The following is a 19,384-nucleotide window of genomic DNA, read 5'->3' on the forward strand; positions in this document are numbered from 1 at the left end:
GCATCGACCCCGACACACGCATCATGAAAAAGAAATCCGCCGCCGCGCGCATCGAACCTTACACCCACCCGGCCGCCGGCTGGGGCGCGCTGAAAGCCGTCACGATCAACCTGATCAAGGAAAAGGTCAGCGGCGGCAACTACCGCACGCTGCTGCGCCAGAACCAGCCGGACGGCTTCGACTGCCCGGGCTGCGCGTGGCCCGACCGCCAGCATGCGTCGACGTTCGAATTCTGCGAGAACGGCGTGAAAGCCGTGGCCGCCGAGGCGACGAGCAAGCGCGTGACGCCCGAATTCTTCGCCGCGCACACCGTCGCCGAGCTGCTCGAGCAGACGGATTTCGAACTCGAACAGCACGGCCGCCTGACCGACCCGATGGTGTACGACGCGCGGACCGACCGCTACGTGCCGATCGCGTGGGACGACGCGTTCGAGCTGATCGCACGCCACCTGCGCGCGCTGCCGGACCCGAACCAGGCGGCGTTCTACACGTCCGGCCGCGCGAGCAACGAGGCGGCGTTCCTGTATCAGCTGCTGGTGCGGCGCTACGGCACGAACAATTTCCCCGACTGCTCGAACATGTGCCACGAGGCGACGAGCCGCGGGCTGCCGGCGTCGGTCGGCGTCGGCAAGGGCACCGTCACGCTCGACGATTTCGAGCACGCGGACATGCTGCTGATCTTCGGCCAGAATCCGGCGACCAACCATCCGCGGATGATGGGCGAGCTGCGCGAATGCGCGAAGCGCGGCGCGACGATCGTGTCGATCAACCCGCTGAAGGAACGCGGGCTCGAGCGCTTCGCCGATCCGCAAAGCCCGCTCGAGATGCTGACGATGTCGGGCACCAACATCGCGTCGACCTTCATCCAGCCGACGATCGGCGGCGATTTCGCGCTGATCAAGGGAATGGCGAAGCGCGTGCTCGAACTCGACGATGCCGCGCGCGCCACCGGTGCGCCGCGCGTGCTCGACACGGCGTTCATCGGCGAGCACACGGCCGGCTTCGATGCGTTCGCCGACGATCTGCGCCACGAAAGCTGGTCCGCGCTGACGGCCGAAAGCGGCGTGTCGTACGAGCAGATCGACGGCCTCGCGCAACGCTATGCACACAGCGAGCGCGTGATCGCGACCTGGGGGATGGGCATCACGCAGCACAAGCATTCGGTCGCGACCGTGCAGATGCTGACGAACCTGATGCTGATGCGCGGCAACATCGGCCGCCCCGGTGCGGGCCTGTGCCCGGTGCGCGGCCACTCGAACGTGCAGGGCAACCGCACGGTCGGTATCGAGGAAAAACCGTCGCAGGCGTTCCTCGACCGGCTCGGCCGCGTGTTCGGCTTCGAGCCGCCGCGCGAGCACGGCTACGACGTCGTCGAAACCATCGAAGGCATGCTCGAAGGCCACGTGAAAGTGCTGATCGGTCTCGGCGGCAACTTCGCGATGGCGACGCCCGACACGCCGCGCACGTGGGAAGGCATGCGCCGCTGCGATCTCTCCGTGCACATCACGACGAAGCTGAACCGCAGCCACCTGATCCACGGCCGCGATGCGCTGATCCTGCCGACGCTCGGCCGCACCGAGATCGACCTGCAGGACAACGTCGCGCAGGGCGTGACGGTCGAGGATTCGATGAGCATGGTCCACGTGTCGTACGGGATGAACAAGCCGGCGTCGCCGAACCTGATGTCGGAGCCCGCGATCGTCGCGCACATCGGCCATGCGCTGTTCGGCAGCGGCGAGATCGACTGGCTCGCGTACAAGAACGACTACGCGAAGATCCGCGACGCGATCGAGGCAACCGTCGACGGCTTCTACGACTACAACACGCGCATCGCGCGGCCGGGCGGCTTCCACCTGCGCGTCGCGTCGCGCGACCGCGAATGGCTGACGCCGACGGGCAAGGCGAACTTCATCGCGCACGCGCTGCCGACCGACACGCCGATCCAGCGCGCCCGCGCGCTGCACGGCGAGCGCCTGATGACGCTGATGACGACGCGTTCGCACGACCAGTACAACACGACCGTCTACGGGCTCGACGACCGCTATCGCGGCGTGTTCGGCCAGCGCCGCGTGGTCTTCGTCAACCGCGACGACCTCGCGATGCTCGGCCTGAAGGCGGGCGAATGGGTTGACATGGAAACCGTGTGGCACGACGGCATCGAGCGGCGCGCGGACGGTTTCCTGCTCGTCGAATACGACATCCCGCGCGGCTGCATCGGCGCGTACTACCCGGAAACGAACCCGCTGGTGCCGCTCGACAGCGTCGGCGACGTGTGCAACACGCCGACGTCGAAGTCGGTGCCCGTGCTGCTGCATCGCGCGGCCGTGCCGGCGTCGGCCGCTGCCTGACGGAGGCGGCTATGATCGTTCGGCCGCGCGAGCACTGGCTGCGGATGCTCGACGCGCGCCTCGACGATCTCGTGTCGATGGCGAGCGGCGGCGTGCGCATCGCATCGACGCCGTAATAAAGACTTGCAATCGATACAGCCGGAAACGTCAACAGCCGGGGCCCGCTCAGCGTTTTTTCGACAAGCGCGCACGTTTCGTGACGCGCAACGACAGGAGAAAACGTCATGCGAGCCCTTACCCGCCATCTCGCGATCGCCGCCACCCTGATGTCGGTACTGACCGGCACCGCGTTCGCCGAAACGCCGTGGCAGCAAGCGCATCCGCGCCGCGAAGAGGTCAACCAGCGTCTCGCCAACCAGAATCGCCGGATCCATCACGAAGTGAAGGAAGGCGAGATGTCGCACGCCCAGGCCGCGCGCCTGCACCGCGACGACCGCAAGAGCCGCCAGGAAGAGCGGGACATGGCCGCGCAGGATCACGGCCACATAACGCAGAGCGAAAAGCACGTGCTGAACCAGCAGGAAAACGCGGTCAGCCACAAGATCGGCCAGTAACGCCGGCAAGCGTCGATTCGCCATCGCTTGAAACGCCCGCTGCCGCCGTGCGACAGCGGGCGCTTGTTGTTGTATCGAATCGTTTCAGCAGGCCGTTCGCGTCAAATGCCGCGGGTATACTCCGACGTCAGCCGCCACCCGCATCGACCGTCAAGAACGGCACGATTCCGGCGGTTTCGTCGCGAAGCTCCGCGTTTCGCGTACCCCGCGCCCCAGCCTCGACACGAGACACACGACGATCCCGATCATGAAACGATTCCTGCTGCTCCTTCCCGCCGCCCTGCTCGCCGCCTGCGGCTCGGCGCCCTCGTCCGATTCGGCCGCGTCCGGCCCGGCGCCGATGATCTACGTGTCGTCCGCGCGCCCGGCCCACGCGATCGCCAACTGCCTCGACAGCCGCCTGTCCGGCACCGAGCAGTCGCAGCACAACGGCGTGACCGACATCACCGTCGGGTCGCGCTCGTACTTCGTCACGCTCACGCCGTCGGGTAACGGGTCGGTCGTCAAGGTCGTGCGCGGCTCGGGCAGCGAGCCGGCCGAGGAAGCGATGCGCTTCGCGATCGCGCGCTGCGTGATCTGACCGCCGCCGGGGCCGGGCACCCCGCCCGGCCCGCAAGCCGCACCATCCGGGCGCCGTCGTGCGCGCCCGTCGAATTTTTTCATCCGGGCCGCCGTCGATGAGAGAATCGCACCACGATTCCCTTTCCACGGAGCCCGCATGAAGCACCTGCTGTCCCGGCTGTTCGTCAGCGCCGCGCTCGTCGCGCTTGTTCCGGCGCTGCCGGCGCAGGCCGCGACGCCGCCCGGCATCTTCGTCGTCGCCACCCAGCTCGGCGAATTCACGACTCTCGACCCGAGCGAAATCTACGAGCTCGTGCCGTCCGAGTACGTCGCGAACACCTACGAACGGCTCGTGCGGGTCGACCTAAAGGACCCGACGCGCTTCGACGGGCAGATCGCGCAATCCTGGTCGGTCGGCGCCGACGGCGTCACCTACACGTTCAAGCTGCGCCCCGGCCTCACGTTCCACTCCGGCAACCCGGTCACCGCCGACGACGTCGCGTGGTCGCTGCAGCGCACCATCCTGCTCGACAAGGGCCCGGCCGGCGTGCTCGCCGATCTCGGCCTCACGAAGGCGAACGTGATGCAGAAGGTGCGCGCGGTCGACCCGCAGACCTTCGTGCTCGAAACCGACCACAAGTACGCGCCGAGCTTCGTGCTCAACGTGCTGAGCGCGTGTCCGGCGTCGGTGCTCGACAAGAAACTGCTGATGTCGCATCAGCAGGGCAGCGATTTCGGCAGCGCCTGGCTGAAGACCAACGACGCGGGCTCGGGCCCGTACCAGCTCGTCAAGTGGACGCCGAACGAAAGCATCGTGCTGCAGCGTTTCGACAAGTACCGCGCGCCGTACCCGATGAAGCGCGTCGTGCTGCGCCACGTGCCCGAGGCCTCCGCGCAGCGGTTGCTGCTGGAAAACGGCGACGTCGACGCCGCGCGCAACCTGAGCCCCGACAGCCTCGCCTCGCTGACCAAGGCCGGCAAGATCAAGGTCGCGTCGTGGCCGGTGTCCGCGCTGCTGTACCTGAGCCTGAATACGAAGAACCCGAATCTCGCGAAGCCCGACGTGCAACAGGCGATGAAGTGGCTGGTCGACTACGACGGCATCCAGCGCAACATCGTCAGCACGACGTACAAAGTGCACGAGACCTTCCTGCCCGAAGGCTTCCTCGGCACGCTGAATTCGAATCCGTACAAGCTCAACGTCGCGAAGGCGAAGGCGCTGCTCGCGAAGGCCGGCTTGCCGAACGGCTTCGACGTGACGATGGACATGCCGAACGATTATCCGTACCTCGAGATCGCACAGGCACTGCAGGCGAACTTCGCGCAGGGCGGCATCCGCGTGAAGCTGATCCCGGGCGATGCGAAGCAGGCGATCGGCAAGTACCGCGCGCGCCAGCACGACATCTTCATCGGCGAATGGTCGCCCGACTACATGGACCCGAACAGCAACGCGCGCGGCTTCGCCTGGAATCCCGACAATTCCGACCAGTCGAAGACGAAGATGCTCGCATGGCGCAACAGCTGGGACATCCCGCAACTGACGAAGGACACCGAGGCCGCGCTCGTCGAGCCGTCGCCCGCGAAGCGCGCACAGCGTTACGAGGCGCTGCAGAAGGCCGTGCTCGCGAACTCGCCGTTCATCATCATGTTCGAGAAGGTCGTGCAGGTCGCGACGCGCCCCGGCACGACCGGGCCGGAGATCGGACCGATCAACGATCTGGTGTCGTACCGTACGCTGAAAAAGTAAGTTCGCGACGCTGCCCGCGCGGCCGCTCCGGCTTGCCGCGGGCGGTGTCGTCCCACCTGCGCCACACCCGCTGTTCAATTGAACGCGGCCCATACGAGATACGCGTTCAGCCCGACGATCACGACGGTGGCCGTGCCGGCGACGATACGCAGCGGCATCCGCATCGCGTAGCGCCCCATCACGTCCGTCCGCGCCGACAGAACGAGCAGCGCGATCATCGGCATCGGCAGGACGAAGCTCAGCACCACCTGGCTGGCGACCATCGCGCGCGTGACGTCACACCCGCACGCGACCACCACGAACGCGGGCGCGATCGTCACCACTCGCCGTACCCAGACCGACAGACGGCGTCGGATGAATCCTTGCATCACGACCTGGCCCGCCATCGTGCCGACGACCGAGCTGGACACGCCCGACGTGAGCAACGCGACGAGAAACAGCACGCCGGCCGCTGGTCCGAGCACGGGGATCAGCGTGTGATAGGCAGCGCCGATGTCGGCCGTTCCCGGCGCGCTCGCATGGAATGCCGACGACGCCATCATCACCATCGCAATGTTCACGAACCCGGCGAGGCCCAGCGCAACGACGACCTCGCGGTTCGAGAATCCCATGAGCCGGCGCCGCTCGCTTTCATCGCGCGTTGCGTTGCGATCCTGCGTGAGGCCCGAATGCAGATACAGCGTGTGCGGCATGATCGTCGCGCCGATGATCCCGACCGCGATCGTCAGCGCCGCATGATCGGGAATCTGCGGGACAACCAGATGGAATGCAGCCGCGTGCCAGTCCTGCGGCGCAATCAGAAGTTCACCGAGATAGCATGCGCCGATCACGCCGACCAATGCTGCGATCGCGGCTTCCAACGGCCGGAAGCCGCGCTTCTCGAGCGCGAGGATCGCGAAGGTCGCGAGCGCCGTCGCGGTCATCCCCGCGAACAGCGACAGGTGACACAGCAGTCCGAACGCGAGCGCACCGCCGAGAAACTCGGCAAGATCGGTCGCCATCGCGGCGATCTCGGACGCAATCCACATGCCCCACACCAGCGGCACGAGGAAATGGTCGCGGCACAGCTGCGCCAGGTTTCGGCCGGTCACGATGCCGAGCTTCGCCGACATCGCCTGGAACAGCATCGCAATCGCATTCGCGGCAAGGACTACCCACAGAAGCCGGTAGCCGTACGCGGCGCCGGCCTGGATGTTGGTCGCAAAGTTGCCGGGATCCATGTAGCCGATCGACGCGATCACGGCTGGGCCGACGAACGGCAGCAGCGCGGCGATGCCGGTGCGGCGCCCTTCCAGCGCGGCGCGCGCCGCGCCGTCGCTACGCTCGGTGGACAGGCCGGACAGCGCGAGACCGCCGGGGGATTTGCTCGGGACGGGAATCATGGTCGGGTTCCGTTCTCAAGGTGAAGGATTCCTTAATATCTGCCGCCGCGACCGGCCGTGGCCGCGGCGGCGGCGTTACAGCGGCACGACGTCGGGACGGTTGCGCGGAAAACGCGCGAGCACGTCGGGCGCGATGTTCAGGTGCGCCTCGACGAGCTTCGGCGGCGTATGCGCGAGCCAGTCGGACAGCGACACCTCCGCGTAGCGGTCCGTCTTGAAGATCTCGAGAAACACGAGATCGGTGTTGCCGGTGTTCTGCACGTAGTGCCCGAGACTCTTCTTCACGTAACCGACGTCGCCCGGGCGAAAATCCGCCGTCTGCGCCTTCGGCCCCGTGTCGAACACGGTCATCCGCGCCTCGCCCTGCAGGTAGTACTGCCATTCGTCCGCATTCGGATGCCAGTGCAGTTCGCGCATGCCGCCCGGATGCACGGTGACGAGCGCCGCCGCGACCGTCTTCGACACGTCGAAATTCGTGCTGTCGGCAATCCGCACTTCGCCGCCGCGCGTCTTCTTGAACGGCTTCATGTCGCCGAGCGAGAAGATGAACGGATGCGGCGGCGTGCCGGCCGACGAAGCGGATGCCCGCTGCGCGTCCGCGAGCGGCCCGGGCTCGTCCCCCTGGAAGATCCACAGGTTGTCGAGCGGAATGTTCCTGAATGCGTCGGCCGCCACGCCGAAGTTGAGCGCGAGCACGTCGGGCGGCGTATGCGCGACCCAGTCGGTCAGCAGCAGTGTGTTGAATTCCGATGCGCGACCGTTGTCGAATGCGAGCAGAAATTCGGCGCCATCGGTGCCGATGCCCTGCAGCGAATGCGGGAGGCCGGGCGGGAAATACCAGAGATCGCCCGTTTTCACGTCCTGCACCGACGGCCGCCCCTGCTCGTCGAGCACGGTGATGCGGCAACGGCCGTCGAGCATGATCGCCCACTCGGCCTGCTGGTGCCAGTGCATCTCGCGAATGCCACCGCGCGTGAGCCGCATGTTCACGCCGGAAATGGTTTCGGAAATCGCGAAATCGTCCTGCGTGACTTCTCGCGCCCATCCGCCGTTTTGAATGCGTTTATGTGCGTTATTGAACGACGCCCAGAATAACGGCATGCCGTTTATATCGGTGGCCGGCGGATTCTGAAAAGACGGGAACTGATTCGACAATGCGGGGTTTTGCGGCCCCGGGTCGGTCAATCCCTGCTTGTTGCGCGCGTTTATCGCGCCTTCCGGCGGGCTGTCCGGATTACCGAACGAAGCGGCCTTCGCCGTTACTGCGATGCCTGCGGCGGCGATCGCGCCGGCCGTACTCGTCAACATCCTGCGTCGAGAAAGATTCGTCATGTTTCCCTCTTCACCATTTCGGAAAATCGAATATTCACTCCGGACATTCACCACTTTCTTGTTTATCGAAAAGCGGCGCGCCGTGACGCAAGTTAAATACAAGTCGACTTAAAAATTAAATGAATTATTAACCTGAATTAATGATTTCTTCTGATTCGGTCGGCATTCTGTAATTATTGCGGCGCCGCGGCAGTGGGCGCTTCGATAGCGGTCAATGCACAGCATATGAGTGTGGCGGTTCGGTATGTGGGCCGAATCCGCCCTCAGGCGCCCCTCCATGGAACTATCATCATGCGCAACACGATAGTTTTTATCCGCTGGCGCGAATGATTTTGGCTTTGTTAGATGGATGACATCGAATCATCCAATGACAAATATCTAACAGCCCGATGACCTGCGCGTTCGCCCATACCGTCGAATCCCGCTTTGCCGACCTGACGCCGACCGCGAAGCGCATCGCGAGCTACATGCTCGCGAACCTCGACCGTCTCGGGCTCGAAACGGCCGACCAGATCGCGCAGCAGACCGGCACCAGCGGCATCTCCGTCGGTCGCTTCCTGCGCAGCATCGGCTACCGCAACCTCGACGATCTGAAACGCGAACTGCGCGGCGGCAGCGACCGCCCGTGGATGATCACCGACCGCCTCGACGAATACCGCCGCACCGCCGGCGCGCACGCGAACGCCGGCGACAGTGACCATGGCGACGGCACGCTTGCATCGTCGCTCGATCGCGAGCTCGATGCGATCCGCCACGTCTACCGGCTCGCGGAAGAACCCGTGTTCGCGCAGGTCGCGGACCGGATCGCGCATGCCGACGCCGTATTCATCCTCGGCATCCAGTCGACCCGCGGCATCAGCAACGCGTTCAGCAGTTATCTGGAATACCTGCGCCCGCGCGTGTTCTATTCCGACGGCCAGTCGGGCTCGTACGTCGATTCGCTGAATTCCGAGTTCGAGCGGCCGTACTGCGTCGTCACCGATACGCGCGCCTATTCGCGCAGCGCGCGCCGCTATTGCCAGGCGGCCGCCGAACGCGGCCAGCCGTTCGCGCTGGTCACCGATCTCTATTGCCCGTGGGCGCGCGAATGGCCGGCCGACCTGCTGCAGGTGAAGACCGACGTCGGCCAGTTCTGGGATTCGCTCGCGCCGCTCACGTGTCTGTTCAACCTGCTGATCACCGCCGTGGTCGACCGCCTCGGTCCCGCGATCGACCGGCGCGTCGCGCGCAACCGCGAACTGCAGCGCACCTTCGACCAATTCGAATCCTGAGCGCCCCGAATGCCGATGCCGTCTCCCCGCCTCGTCGAAATCACGCCCGCCACGCATCGCGTCGAGATCGATCTCGTCTACGCGACCGAGCGCAACCTGACCGGCAAGCCGATCTACCGTCGCGCGCACTGCCTGCTGCTCGAGCCGGCCGAGGCCGCGCTGCGTCGCGCGGTCGACGTCGCGGCACAAGCCGGCTTCACGCTGCGCATCTACGACGCATACCGGCCGCCGCAGGCGCAACAGGTGCTGTGGGATTTCCTGCCCGATCCGAACTTCGTCGCCGATCTCGGCCGCGGCTCGAACCACAGCCGCGGCACCGCGCTCGACCTGACGCTCGTCGGCGCGAACGGCGAGCCGCTCGACATGGGCACCGGCTTCGACGAGATGGTGGCCGCGTCGGGCCACTTCCACCCGGGGCTGCCCGAAGCCGTGCAACGCAACCGGCTGCTGCTGCTCGGCGTGATGCAGGCGGCCGGCTTCGCGCATATCGACAGCGAATGGTGGCACTACGAACTGCCCGGTTCGCATGCGTTGCCGCAGATCGACAACGCGGCGAGCGGCCCGTGGTGCCTGATGTAACAACGATGCACGTTTCTTTCACCATTCCCGTTCAACGACCTCAACGACACATGGAGAAGCGCACATGCAACCCCTGACCTCCCGGCTCGTCGCGGCACTCGCCGCCGCATCCGTGCTCGCCGCCGTTCCGCTTTCCGCCGCACGCGCGGAAACGCCGAAGGACATGTTCGTGATGGCCACGCTGCTCGACGAATTCACGACGCTCGATCCCGGCGAGATCTACGAACTGGTGCCGGAGGAATACGTCGCGAACACGTACGACCGGCTCGTGCGCGTCGACCCGCGCGATCCATCGAAATTCAACGGCGACGTCGCGCAGTCGTGGACGGTGAGCGCCGACGGGCTGACCTATACGTTCAAGCTGCGCGCGGGCCTCAAGTTCCACTCGGGCAACCCGCTGACGGCCGACGACGTCGCATGGTCGATCCAGCGCGCGGTGCTGCTCGACAAGGGTCCGGCCGCCGTGCTGACCGGCATCGGCCTCACGAAGGCGAACGTCGCCGCGAACGTGAAGAAGCTCGACGATCAGACGGTGTCGATCACGACCGACCACAAATACGCGCCGACGTTCGTGCTGAACGTGCTCGGCTCGTGGCCCGCGTCGGTGCTCGACCGGAAGCTGCTGCTGTCGCACCAGCAAGGCAACGACTTCGGCAATGCGTGGCTGAAGACCAACGAGGCCGGCTCCGGCGCGTACAAGCTGGTCAAGTGGTCGGCCGGCGACAGCATCGTGCTGCAACGCTTCGACGGCTACCGCCTGCCGCTCGCGATGAAGCGCATCGTGCTGCGCCACGTGCCCGAAGCGGCGAGCCAGCGCCTGCTGCTGGAAAACGGCGACGTCGACGCGGCGCGCGACCTGAGCCCGGACGATCTCGCGTCGGTCGTGAAATCCAGCAAGGCGAAGGTCGCGGCATCGCCGCAGGCGACGCTGCTGTATCTCGGCCTGAACACGAAGAACCCGACGCTCGCGAAGCCCGACGTGCAGGAAGCGCTGAAGTGGCTGGTCGACTATTCCGGAATCCAGACCAACGTCGTGAAGACGACCTACAAGGTGCACCAGACTTTCCTGCCCGAAGGCTTCCTCGGCACGCTGAATGCGAATCCGTACAAGCTCGACGTCGCGAAGGCGAAGGCGCTGCTCGCGAAGGCCGGCGTGCCGAGCGGCTTCGCGGTGACCATGGACGTGCGCAACGACTATCCATACACGGAGATCGCGCAGGCCGTGCAGGCGAACTTCGCGCAGGCGGGCGTCAAGGTGCAGCTGATCCCGGGCGACAACAAGCAGACGCTCGCGAAATACCGCGCGCGCCAGCACGACATCTACATCGGCGAATGGTCGGCCGACTACATCGACCCGCACAGCAACGCGCAGGGTTTTGCATGGAACCCCGACAACTCCGACAAGTCGAGCTATAAAATGCTGGCCTGGCGCAACAGCTGGGACATTCCGCAACTGACGAAGGAGACCGACACCGCGCTCGCCGAGCCGACCGCCGCGCAACGCGCGCAACGGTATCAGGCGATGCAGAAGGACATGCTCGCGCATTCGCCGTTCGTGATCATGTTCCAGAAGGTCGCGCAGGTCGCGACGCGGCCCGGCGTGAGCGGACTCGAAGTCGGACCGATCAACGATCTCGTGTCGTACCGTAACCTGAAGAAGCAATAAGATTCACCGCATGTCGACTCCCGCCTCCTCCCTCGAAGCGCTGCGCACGCTGCCCGCGCGGCGCCCGGCCGTACGCTGGGCGCTGCGCGTGCTGCGCTGGGCGCTCACGCTCGCCGTCACGTTCGCGGGGCTGCTCGCGCTGACGTTCGTGATCGGCCGCAAGGTGCCGATCGATCCCGTGCTCGCGATCCTCGGCGATCGCGCGTCGGCCGAGGCGTACGCGGCCGAGCGCATCGCGCTCGGCCTCGACAAGCCGCTCGTCACGCAATTCCTGATCTACGCGCGCGACGTGCTGCACGGCAATCTCGGGATGTCGCTGCTGACGTCGAACCCGGTGCTCGACGACATCCGACGCGTGTTCCCCGCCACGCTCGAACTCGCGACGATCGCGACGTTGATCGGCATCGCGATCGGCGTGCCGCTCGGCGTCGCGGCCGCGGTGAAGCACAACCGGCCGATCGACCACATCGCGCGCTTCGTCGGCCTGATCGGCAATTCGGTGCCGGTGTTCTGGCTCGGGCTGATGGGGCTGCTGCTGTTCTATGCGCGGCTGCACTGGGTCGGCGGCCCCGGCCGGCTCGATCCCGTGTACGACGGCATGGTCGACCCGCGCACGGGCAGCCTGCTGATCGACTCGGCACTCGCGGGCGAGTGGGACGTGTTCCGCAACGCGGTGTCGCACATCGCGCTGCCGGCCGCGATCCTCGGCTACTACTCGGTCGCGTACCTGAGCCGGATGACGCGCTCCTTCATGCTCGACCAGCTGAGCCAGGAATACATCGTCACCGCGCGCGCGAAGGGCCTGTCCGAGCGCCGCGTGATCTGGCGGCATGCGTTCGGCAACATCGCGGTGCCGCTCCTGACCGTGATCGCGCTCACGTACAGCAACCTGCTCGAGGGCTCGGTGCTGACCGAGATCGTGTTCGCGTGGCCGGGGCTCGGCTCGTACCTGACGGGTGCGCTGCTGAACGCCGACATGAACGCGGTGCTCGGCGCGACGCTCGTGATCGGCGCGATGTTCATCACCGTCAACCTGCTGACCGACGCGCTGTACCGCGTGTTCGATCCGCGTGCGCGCTGAGGGCCGCCGCGACATGACCGCTTCCACCCTGCTTCTTTCACCGTCCATGCCGAAGGTCGTCCGATCATGAATGCCGAGCGTCTCACGCTGCGCGCGTGGCTGCTTTCCGATGCGCCCGCGTCGCGCTCGCAGGCCGCGTTCGGCCTCGCATATCGCCGCTGGCGCCGCTTCGCCGCCAATCCGCTCAACCTGTTCGGGCTCGCGATCCTGGTCGCGCTGATCGTCGTCGCCCTCGTCGGCCCGCTGATCATGCCGCACGATCCGCTGCGCCAGGTGCTGTCCGACCGCCTGCTGCCGCCCGGCTCGCCGTCGCACTGGCTCGGCACCGACCAGCTCGGCCGCGACATCCTCTCGCGGCTGATCGAAGGCTCGCGCCTCACGCTCGGCATCGCGATGCTCGTGGTCGTGATCGTCGTGCCGATCGGACTCCTGATCGGCACGACGGCCGGCTATTGCGGCGGTTTCGTCGACAGCGTGCTGATGCGCATCACCGATATCGCGCTCGCGTTCCCGAAGATCGTGCTCGCGCTCGCATTCGCGGCCGCGCTCGGGCCCGGCGTGATCAACGCGGTCGTCGCGATCTCGATCACCGCGTGGCCCGCGTACGCGCGGCTCGCGCGCGCGGAGACGATCCGCATCGCGCAGGCCGATTACATCCACGCGGCGCGCCTGCAAGGCGCATCGGGCCCGCGGATTTTGCTGCGCTACATCGTGCCGCTGTGCATGTCGTCGGTGATCGTGCGCGCGACGCTCGACATGGCCGGCATCATCCTGACCGTCGCGGGCCTCGGCTTCCTCGGCCTCGGCGCGCAGCCGCCGAGCCCCGAATGGGGCTTCATGGTCGCGTCGGGCCGCAACGTGCTGCTCGACGCGTGGTGGGTCGCGACGCTGCCCGGCGCGGCGATCCTGCTCGTCAGTCTCGCGTTCAACCTGCTCGGCGACGGGCTGCGCGACGTCTTCGATCCGCGTCATGGAGCGTGACATGCCACCGAATTCCGTCAACGCGCCCGCGCCGCTCTGCGAGATCGACGGCCTGAAGATCGGGTTTCGCGGGCACGACGGCGTCGTGTCCGACGCGGTGCGCGACCTGTCGCTGACGCTCGCGCCCGGCGAACGGCTCGGCATCGTCGGCGAATCGGGCTCCGGCAAATCGCTGACGGGCCGCGCGCTGCTCGGCCTGCTGCCCGAAGCCGCGCGCTGGTCGGCCCGCACGATGCGCTTCGCCGGCCGCGACCTGCTCGCGATGTCGGCGAGCGAACGCCGGCGCCTGTGCGGCAGCCAGATGGGAATGATCCTGCAGGATCCGAAATATTCGCTGAACCCGGTGATGACCGTCGCGAAGCAGATGGGCGAAGCATTCCGTCTGCACGAGCCGGGGTTGCGCGGCCGCGCGCTGCGCGAGCGGATCGTCGAGGCGCTCGCCGCTGTGCAGATTCGCGACCCGGCGCGCGTCGCCGATGCGTATCCGCACGAGCTGTCGGGCGGCATGGGCCAGCGCGTGATGATCGCGATGATGGTCTCGACCGGCCCGCGCCTGCTGATCGCCGACGAGCCGACGTCCGCGCTCGACGTCGCGGTGTCGATGCAGGTGCTCGCGGTGCTCGACGCGATGATCGCGCGGCACGGCACGGGCCTGATGTTCATCAGCCACGACCTGCCGCTCGTGATGTCGTTCTGCGATCGCGTCGCGGTGATGTATGCGGGTCGCGTCGTCGAAACCTGCGCCGCGCGCGACCTGCGCGACGCGACGCATCCATACACCCGCGGGCTGCTCGCGGCGAATCCGCCGCTCGCGAACCCGCCCGACGAATTGCCGGTGCTGCGGCGCGACCCGGCGTGGCTCGACGCCGCTTCGCCCGCATCGTCGTCGGCCGAATCCAGGGAGGCCGCACGATGATCGACGTCGATCACGCCTCGATCCGTTTTCCGACCCGCACCGGCCATGTCGACGCCGTGCGCGATGCCAGTTTCGCGGTACGCGACGGCGAAGTCTTCGGGCTCGTCGGCGAATCGGGCTCCGGCAAGTCGACGCTGCTGCGCGCGCTGACCGGCCTCGTGCCGCTCGCGGGCGGCAGCCTGTCGATCGACGGCCGGCCCGTCGGCGGCACGCCCGACCGCGCATTCCGCCGCCACGTGCAGATGGTGTTCCAGGATCCGTACGCGTCGCTGCATCCGCGCTTCACGGTCGACCAGACGCTGCGCGAGCCGCTGTCGATCCACCGGATCGACGACGCCGACGCGCGCATCGCCCGCGCGCTGTCCGAAGTCGGGCTCGGCCCGGCGTTCCGCTTCCGCTATCCGCACCAGCTGTCGGGCGGCCAGCGCCAGCGTGTCGCGATCGCGCGCGCGCTGATCGTCGAGCCGCGCGTGCTGCTGCTCGACGAGCCGACCTCCGCGCTCGACGTATCGGTGCAGGCCGAGATCCTGAACCTGCTGCGCCGCCTGCATCGCGAACGCAACCTGACGATGATCCTCGTGAGCCACAACCTCGCGGTGATCGGCTTCCTGTGCCAGCGCGTCGCGGTGATGCAGCATGGCGAGATCGTCGAACAGCTGCGGATCGAGGACGTTCGCGCCGGACAGGTCGCACGCGACTACACGCGCACGCTGCTGCGCGCGACCGAAGGCTATCGACGCCTCGAACCGGTTGCCTGACATGTGCGCGACGCGCGGGCATGCGATACTCGGCACCCCGTGCGTCGGCGCACCAGTGCACCGGCGCGCCGACGGATGGAACCCTCGTGCGCCGCGCGGGTCCATTTCCTTTCGTCAACAGCTCAACAGCAATAGGGAGGCGTTCATGCTGCAATTCATCGAAACCCTGGTGGTCGGGCTCATCGTCGGCCTCCTCGCCCGTGCGCTCAAGCCAGGCGACGACAAGATGGGTATCCTGATGACCGTCGTGCTCGGCGTCGTCGGCTCGCTCGTTGCGGGTTACGTCGGCCGCGCCGCCGGCTGGTATGCGCCGGGCCAGGGCGCCGGCTGGATCGCGTCGATCATCGGCGCGATCGTGCTGCTCGTGATCGTCGGCGCGGTGCGCAAGCGCGCAGGCTGACCGCCGCATCGCCCGCGTCGATACGCAACGGCCGCTCGTTACACGAGCGGCCGTTTTCTTTATACACGCCGCAATTCGCACCTTCGTCGAATCGTTGAGTCCTCAACGATTCACTCGCAAAACCCCGGTTCACTGGCCGGATTGCCGCGCCCTTACGCCATCGGCAATACCCTGACTTGCGGCCGCACAAATTTGGGATAAATTGATTGGAGGAATACGGCGTCATTTGATCGTTGCTGTTATTTCCCGTTTTTCATTCAAGAGGTCCAATGGAATTGCCGTTTACGCATACAGCACCGCAGCGTTGACGGACTGCCATTCGAGCGGCCCCGCTGCGACGCGCTTCCTCTCTGGAGCCTGTCATGAAGCATCGCCTGTTTGCCGCCTCGTTTGCCCTGGCTGCCTCGCTTCTGGCGTCGTCCTCATCTTTTGCCGCCGGCGCGTCCGGCGTTATCCACTTCACCGGCATGATCGTCGAGCCGCCGTGCTCGTTCGCGCTCGACACGGCCGACGCCGCGCACGCGCACGCGCACGTGCGCCCCGACTGCCCGCGCCCGGCGAGCGGGCAAGTCGCGTTCGTCGACGCGGCCAGCCTGCGCACGATCAAGACCACGACCTTTACGCAGGCCTCGCGCGCAATCGTTTTACCTGGCCGTGCGGGCGACACGCATGCGCCGATGATCGCCATCGTGACGTACCAGTAACGCCCGCTGCCGGAGGCGTCGCGCGTCAGTCGCGATGGCAGGCGATCCAGTCGCTGAACGCGCGGATCTTCTGCTGGCTACCGATGCTCTCCGGGTAGACGAAGAAATAACGGGCGCCGGTCTCGAGCACGATGTCGAACGGCCGTTCGAGCCGGCGCGCGCTGACGTCGTCGTCGACGAGCGTCACGTCGCCGATCGCGACGCCGAAACCCTGCATCGCCGCGTTCGTCGCGAGATCGAGCGTGTCGAAGGTCGGCCCGCGCTCCGCGTCGACGGCGCGCTCGCCCGCGTGATCGAGCCACGCGCGCCAGTCGCGGTGGTCGCGCGTCGGATGCAGCAGCGTATGGTGCACGAGATCGCCGACCGCATCGAGCGGCGCGGCCTGCCGCAGCTCGGGCGCGCACACCGGCGTCAAGCGTTCGTCGAACAGCGGCAGCGCGAAGACACCGGGGCCCGGCGACGTACCGTAGACGACCGCCGCATCGAACGGCTCGGTCGAGAAATCGACGACGTGCTGCCACGCGGTCGTGATCTGCACGTGGAGTTCGGGATGCTCGCCCTGGAAGCGCATGATGCGCGGCAGCATCCAGCGCATCACGCAGGTCGGCACCTTCAGCGCGAGATCGGTGCGCTGCCGCGTGAGCTTCATCGAGATGTCCTCGATCCGCGCGAAGCTCTCGTTGACTACCGGCAGCAATTGCTCGCCCTCCGCCGTCAGCGTGAGGCCCTTCGCGTGCCGTTTGAACAGCGGAAAGCCGTAGTGCGCCTCGAGTGTCTGGATCTGCCGGCTCACCGCGCCCTGCGTGAGGCACAGCTGCTCGGCCGCGCGCGTGAAGCTGCGGTGGCGGGCCACCGTCGAGAAGATCTGCAGCGCGTGCAGGGGCGGAAGTCGGCGCATGACGAAGGGGGTAGACGGATCGACCGCACCGAACGACGGCGCGGCAAGGCCGCGCGCCGACACCGGCGCGCGCTGATCGACACGATAAGCCAAACGCCGGCTTTACGCGAGGTGCGTCGCGCGCTCAGGCCGTGGCGGCGAACGCGCCCGTCGCGATGCGCGCCGCCGACGCGACGACGTCCGCGCGTGCGGCCGCGTCGGCACGCGGCTGCGTGAACGACACGGCCAGCACGATCGGCGCGCGCGACGGCGGCCACAGCACCGCGACGTCGGTCGTCGTGCCGTAGCCGCCGGTGCCGGTTTTGTCCGCGATGCGCCAGCCGGGCGGCACGCCGGCCGCGATCCCGGTCGCGCCGCGCGCGCCGCCGGTCATCCATTCCGTGAGCTGCGCACGCTGCGGTTCGCGCAGCGTATCGCCGAGCAGCAACCGCTGCAGCGTGTCGACCATCGCGACCGGTGTCGACGTATCGCGCTCGTCGCGAGGCGCCGCCTGGTTCAGTTCGGGTTCCCAGCGATCGAGCCGGAACACGGTGTCGCCGCTTTCGTGCGCGAACGACGTGACCGCCTGCGGGCCGCCGAGCACGCCCATCAGCAGGTTCCCGGCGCCCTTGTCGCCCGACTGCAGCATCGCCGTGCAGAGCTGCGCGATCGTCATCCCCGTGTCGACGTGGCTTTCCGTCACCGGCGAGCCGGCCACGACTTCATAGCGGCGATACAGGATGCGGCGCGGCAACAGCGACGCGTCGAGCGAGCCGCGCGCGAGTATCGCGGCGGCGGCGACGACCGCATAGGTGCCGCACAGTGGAAAGCGCTCGCGCGCGTGATGTGCGATGCGCGTGCCGCTCGACGTATCGAGCGCGGCGACGCCGAGCCGGCCGTTCGACGCTTTTTCGAGCGCGGCGAGTTCGGCCTGGGCGGCATGTGCGCGCCCCTGCTCGGCGACGGGCGCCGACGAGCACGCGGCGACGAACGGCGCGGCGACGGCGGCGAGCAACAGCGAGCGGCGTGTCGGAGAATGTTCCATGGATGAAGGGCGTTCTGTCGGAAACGGTGGCATGGAGCAACGCACGTGCGCGTCGACGACGCACACGCATTCGCGCCGACGGCCGGCTCGCGACGGCATACGCCGCGCATCCCCGAAGACGTCCGTCGGCCCCGCATGCGGCGGGACGCACGTGAACAGACCCTAGCGTAGCAGCGAGCGCGGCCCGCGTCAGCCTTGCGACGAAGGCAGGTACGGCATCGGATTGACGGGCTTGCCGTCGCGTCGCACTTCGAACAGCAGCGCGACACGCGAGTTGTCGAGGTCGCCCATCTCGGCGATCTCGTCGCCCCGGTGCACGATGTCGCCGGTCTTCACGAGCACTTTGCGGTTGTGCGCATAGGCGGTGAGGAAATCCGCGTTGTGCTGGACGATGATCAGGGTGCCGTAATCGTTCAGGCCGCTACCCGCGTACATCACGCGGCCGTCGGCCGCCGCGCGAACCGGGTCGCCCGGCCGGCCGGCGATCTGGATGCCGCGGTTCTGCCCCGGCCGGAACGCGTCGACGATCTTGCCGCGCGCGGGCCACGTAAGCGCCACACCGCCCGCATGCCGCCTGGTTTCCTTCACGACCTGCCGGTCGCTCGCCGTCGACGCGCTCGCCTGCGCGGCGGCCGGCGCATTGCTCGCGTCGGCTGGCGCGGCGGCCTGTGCACCGCCATTCCCGCCCGATGCCTGCAACGGCTGCTGGCGGACGATGCGCAGCACCTGCCCCATGCGCAGCCTGCCGCGCCCATCGAGCTTGTTCCAGGTGCGCAGGTCGGCGACGCTGCAGTCGTTCGCGGACGCGATGCCCGACAGCGTGTCGCCACGTTTCACCACGTACTTCTGCGCGACGAGAATGGGTGCGGGCGGCGGCGGCGCGGGCGTGGCGGCGGGCTGGCCCGACGGCGAGCCCGCCAGCGTGTCGCTCGGCGGGACGGGCGGCGTACTGGCACAACCGGCCATGACGAGCACCGCGGCCAGGCCGGACAGCCACGCCGACTTGCGGCAAATCTCGCGCTGATTCATGGACGATCGACTCCGGTTTGACAATCTTTCAAGCATCTCAAAAACGGAACGGCCGACGTGTAACCGGATGCAAACAATGATGACAAACGATCACGAACCGGGCGTCGGCGGACACTCGTTACCGGTAATACGGTCGATTTCGGAAAAACTTGA

18 protein-coding genes are annotated in these 19,384 nt (G+C 67.1%); 13 read left to right on the plus strand and 5 right to left on the minus strand.

Annotated elements, in window-relative coordinates:
- The first annotated feature begins 23 nt into the window (after positions 1 to 23).
- From WS49_RS23875 to WS49_RS23890, 4 genes are all read left to right on the plus strand, one after another.
- Positions 24 to 2,348, plus strand: coding sequence for an FdhF/YdeP family oxidoreductase (locus tag WS49_RS23875; RefSeq protein ID WP_059533922.1), 2,325 nt, complete (start codon positions 24 to 26; stop codon positions 2,346 to 2,348).
- A 224-nt stretch (positions 2,349 to 2,572) separates the two neighbouring features.
- Positions 2,573 to 2,902: a hypothetical protein gene (locus tag WS49_RS23880; RefSeq protein WP_059533924.1), complete on the plus strand. Its 330-nt coding sequence runs from the start codon at positions 2,573 to 2,575 to the stop codon at positions 2,900 to 2,902.
- Between the two features lie 247 nt (positions 2,903 to 3,149).
- Positions 3,150 to 3,482, plus strand: a complete 333-nt coding sequence (locus WS49_RS23885; protein ID WP_059533926.1) for a hypothetical protein — start codon at positions 3,150 to 3,152, stop codon at positions 3,480 to 3,482.
- A gap of 138 nt (positions 3,483 to 3,620) precedes the next feature.
- Entirely contained in the window at positions 3,621 to 5,210 is a 1,590-nt protein-coding gene (locus tag WS49_RS23890) for an ABC transporter substrate-binding protein (RefSeq protein WP_059533928.1), read from the plus strand.
- Positions 5,211 to 5,284: 74 nt separating this feature from the next.
- Here the strand turns inward: WS49_RS23890 and WS49_RS23895 are convergent, their stop codons facing one another.
- Positions 5,285 to 6,592 (minus strand): Nramp family divalent metal transporter, encoded by a 1,308-nt coding sequence (locus WS49_RS23895; protein ID WP_059533930.1) that lies wholly within the window; start codon positions 6,590 to 6,592, stop codon positions 5,285 to 5,287.
- A 75-nt stretch (positions 6,593 to 6,667) separates the two neighbouring features.
- Positions 6,668 to 7,924, minus strand: a complete 1,257-nt coding sequence (locus tag WS49_RS23900; protein ID WP_059533932.1) for an oxalate decarboxylase family bicupin — start codon at positions 7,922 to 7,924, stop codon at positions 6,668 to 6,670.
- A 389-nt stretch (positions 7,925 to 8,313) separates the two neighbouring features.
- On the opposite strand from WS49_RS23900, the gene sapR reads away from it, so the two are divergent.
- The 9 genes from sapR (at position 8,314) to WS49_RS23945 (ending at position 16,280) form a co-directional block, all read left to right on the plus strand.
- The gene (gene sapR, locus WS49_RS23905; RefSeq protein ID WP_059533934.1) at positions 8,314 to 9,195 is read left to right on the plus strand and encodes a sap1 transcriptional regulator SapR; all 882 of its coding nucleotides are present in this window, start codon (positions 8,314 to 8,316) and stop codon (positions 9,193 to 9,195) included.
- A 15-nt stretch (positions 9,196 to 9,210) separates the two neighbouring features.
- Entirely contained in the window at positions 9,211 to 9,774 is a 564-nt protein-coding gene (ddpX, locus tag WS49_RS23910; RefSeq protein WP_082725565.1) for a D-alanyl-D-alanine dipeptidase, read from the plus strand.
- Positions 9,775 to 9,838: 64 nt separating this feature from the next.
- Positions 9,839 to 11,440 (plus strand): ABC transporter substrate-binding protein, encoded by a 1,602-nt coding sequence (locus WS49_RS23915; protein WP_059533938.1) that lies wholly within the window; start codon positions 9,839 to 9,841, stop codon positions 11,438 to 11,440.
- Positions 11,441 to 11,450: 10 nt separating this feature from the next.
- Complete coding sequence (locus WS49_RS23920) at positions 11,451 to 12,521, plus strand: ABC transporter permease (protein WP_059533939.1); 1,071 nt, start codon at positions 11,451 to 11,453, stop codon at positions 12,519 to 12,521.
- 66 nt (positions 12,522 to 12,587) lie between these two features.
- On the plus strand, positions 12,588 to 13,502 hold the full coding sequence (gene nikC / locus WS49_RS23925) for a nickel transporter permease (protein WP_059451140.1): 915 nt from the start codon (positions 12,588 to 12,590) through the stop codon (positions 13,500 to 13,502).
- Position 13,503: 1 nt separating this feature from the next.
- Positions 13,504 to 14,418 (plus strand): ABC transporter ATP-binding protein, encoded by a 915-nt coding sequence (locus tag WS49_RS23930; protein ID WP_059533941.1) that lies wholly within the window; start codon positions 13,504 to 13,506, stop codon positions 14,416 to 14,418.
- Positions 14,415 to 15,176 carry an ABC transporter ATP-binding protein gene (locus tag WS49_RS23935; RefSeq protein WP_059533943.1) on the plus strand — a complete coding sequence of 254 codons (762 nt, stop codon included), beginning with the start codon at positions 14,415 to 14,417 and terminating at the stop codon, positions 15,174 to 15,176. The genes WS49_RS23930 and WS49_RS23935 overlap by 4 nt, the downstream gene beginning before the upstream one ends.
- 145 nt (positions 15,177 to 15,321) lie before the next feature.
- Positions 15,322 to 15,576, plus strand: coding sequence for a GlsB/YeaQ/YmgE family stress response membrane protein (locus tag WS49_RS23940; RefSeq protein ID WP_057924918.1), 255 nt, complete (start codon positions 15,322 to 15,324; stop codon positions 15,574 to 15,576).
- A gap of 362 nt (positions 15,577 to 15,938) precedes the next feature.
- Entirely contained in the window at positions 15,939 to 16,280 is a 342-nt protein-coding gene (locus WS49_RS23945; protein ID WP_059533945.1) for a hypothetical protein, read from the plus strand.
- A 25-nt stretch (positions 16,281 to 16,305) separates the two neighbouring features.
- Here the strand turns inward: WS49_RS23945 and WS49_RS23950 are convergent, their stop codons facing one another.
- The 3 genes from WS49_RS23950 to WS49_RS23960 all read right to left on the minus strand — a co-directional run bounded on the left by WS49_RS23950 (position 16,306) and on the right by WS49_RS23960 (position 19,231).
- Positions 16,306 to 17,178 carry a LysR substrate-binding domain-containing protein gene (locus WS49_RS23950; protein ID WP_059534017.1) on the minus strand — a complete coding sequence of 291 codons (873 nt, stop codon included), beginning with the start codon at positions 17,176 to 17,178 and terminating at the stop codon, positions 16,306 to 16,308.
- Positions 17,179 to 17,302: 124 nt separating this feature from the next.
- A complete protein-coding gene (gene bla / locus WS49_RS23955; RefSeq protein ID WP_059533947.1) occupies positions 17,303 to 18,202 on the minus strand; it encodes a class A beta-lactamase in 900 nt (299 codons plus the stop codon).
- A gap of 189 nt (positions 18,203 to 18,391) precedes the next feature.
- Complete coding sequence (locus WS49_RS23960) at positions 18,392 to 19,231, minus strand: peptidoglycan DD-metalloendopeptidase family protein (protein ID WP_059533949.1); 840 nt, start codon at positions 19,229 to 19,231, stop codon at positions 18,392 to 18,394.
- Between the last annotated feature and the right edge of the window lie 153 nt (positions 19,232 to 19,384).

The sequence above is a fragment of the Burkholderia sp. RF7-non_BP4 genome (genome assembly GCF_001521935.1).
GTDB lineage: Bacteria > Pseudomonadota > Gammaproteobacteria > Burkholderiales > Burkholderiaceae > Burkholderia > Burkholderia diffusa.

Bases quoted from the DNA above. Each gene is read 5' to 3' on its own strand.
- WS49_RS23890 (WP_059533928.1), top strand. From the start codon at position 3,621: ATGAAGCACCTGCTGTCCCGGCTGTTCGTCAGCGCCGCGCTCGTCGCG.
- WS49_RS23930 (WP_059533941.1), top strand. From the start codon at position 13,504: ATGCCACCGAATTCCGTCAACGCGCCCGCGCCGCTCTGCGAGATCGAC.
- WS49_RS23950 (WP_059534017.1), bottom strand. From the start codon at position 17,178: ATGCGCCGACTTCCGCCCCTGCACGCGCTGCAGATCTTCTCGACGGTG.
- WS49_RS23960 (WP_059533949.1), bottom strand. From the start codon at position 19,231: ATGAATCAGCGCGAGATTTGCCGCAAGTCGGCGTGGCTGTCCGGCCTG.
- WS49_RS23880 (WP_059533924.1), top strand. From the start codon at position 2,573: ATGCGAGCCCTTACCCGCCATCTCGCGATCGCCGCCACCCTGATGTCG.
- WS49_RS23885 (WP_059533926.1), top strand. From the start codon at position 3,150: ATGAAACGATTCCTGCTGCTCCTTCCCGCCGCCCTGCTCGCCGCCTGC.
- WS49_RS23945 (WP_059533945.1), top strand. From the start codon at position 15,939: ATGAAGCATCGCCTGTTTGCCGCCTCGTTTGCCCTGGCTGCCTCGCTT.
- WS49_RS23920 (WP_059533939.1), top strand. From the start codon at position 11,451: ATGTCGACTCCCGCCTCCTCCCTCGAAGCGCTGCGCACGCTGCCCGCG.
- sapR (WP_059533934.1), top strand. From the start codon at position 8,314: ATGACCTGCGCGTTCGCCCATACCGTCGAATCCCGCTTTGCCGACCTG.
- bla (WP_059533947.1), bottom strand. From the start codon at position 18,202: ATGGAACATTCTCCGACACGCCGCTCGCTGTTGCTCGCCGCCGTCGCC.
- nikC (WP_059451140.1), top strand. From the start codon at position 12,588: ATGAATGCCGAGCGTCTCACGCTGCGCGCGTGGCTGCTTTCCGATGCG.
- ddpX (WP_082725565.1), top strand. From the start codon at position 9,211: ATGCCGTCTCCCCGCCTCGTCGAAATCACGCCCGCCACGCATCGCGTC.
- WS49_RS23900 (WP_059533932.1), bottom strand. From the start codon at position 7,924: ATGACGAATCTTTCTCGACGCAGGATGTTGACGAGTACGGCCGGCGCG.
- WS49_RS23875 (WP_059533922.1), top strand. From the start codon at position 24: ATGAAAAAGAAATCCGCCGCCGCGCGCATCGAACCTTACACCCACCCG.
- WS49_RS23915 (WP_059533938.1), top strand. From the start codon at position 9,839: ATGCAACCCCTGACCTCCCGGCTCGTCGCGGCACTCGCCGCCGCATCC.
- WS49_RS23940 (WP_057924918.1), top strand. From the start codon at position 15,322: ATGCTGCAATTCATCGAAACCCTGGTGGTCGGGCTCATCGTCGGCCTC.
- WS49_RS23895 (WP_059533930.1), bottom strand. From the start codon at position 6,592: ATGATTCCCGTCCCGAGCAAATCCCCCGGCGGTCTCGCGCTGTCCGGC.
- WS49_RS23935 (WP_059533943.1), top strand. From the start codon at position 14,415: ATGATCGACGTCGATCACGCCTCGATCCGTTTTCCGACCCGCACCGGC.